Source organism: Sphingomonas olei (assembly GCF_045369765.1).
Classification (GTDB): domain Bacteria; phylum Pseudomonadota; class Alphaproteobacteria; order Sphingomonadales; family Sphingomonadaceae; genus Sphingomonas; species Sphingomonas panaciterrae.
The window spans coordinates 1-575 of record NZ_JBIQEU010000092.1 but is presented as its reverse complement, the minus strand read 5'-3'; the positions used below and the strand labels follow the sequence as shown (position 1 = coordinate 575).

At 70.1% G+C, this 575-nt stretch carries 1 protein-coding gene; it reads right to left on the bottom strand.

The features are described from left to right. Window positions 1-559: hypothetical protein (locus tag ACH0BU_RS18205; protein WP_500264497.1), on the bottom strand; the 559-nt coding region annotated here is incomplete at its 3' end. Window positions 560-575 lie beyond the last annotated feature (16 nt).

Sequence of the window (575 nt, the reverse complement as noted above, 5' to 3'; positions counted from 1 at the left end):
CCGCTGTCCCGGCGAAGACCGTCATGAACAGCCGCTCGGCCTGGCCCTGCAGCCAGGCCATGAGCGCGTAGCCGGACATCGTGGTCATGTCCGAGAGGATCGACTTCTCCCCGGGGGTGGACCGCGGCAGCGGTTCCGTGCTGCGTCGTGCGGCCCGCCAGCACAGCAGGGCGAAGGTGCCCTCCGTGACGGCCAGCTGCAGGGAGGGTCCCAGCAGCGAGCGGGTCATGACGAGCACCGCACCGCCCACGGCCAGTCCCGCAACGGAGGCGCGCAGCTGCATCCGCGCCAGGGTCCCCCACTGGTTGGTGGCCTGCAGGGTGCCCACGTAGAGCAGCCCCAGGGCGCCGAAACCCGGAGCGAACGCGACGGGGAGCACCTGGAGGAACTCGCCCCAGGTCTCCAGGGTCCCGTTGGAGCGCAGGAAGAGCATGAGCCCCACGAGGATCGTGAACGCCAGCACGGGCATGACGGTGCGGTAGCGGTTCATGATCCGCATGCCACCGGGCTCGGTCAGCACCCGGATCACCGCGAACCTGGCGCCGGAGTCGATGGTCACCTGGATGGCCGTGTAG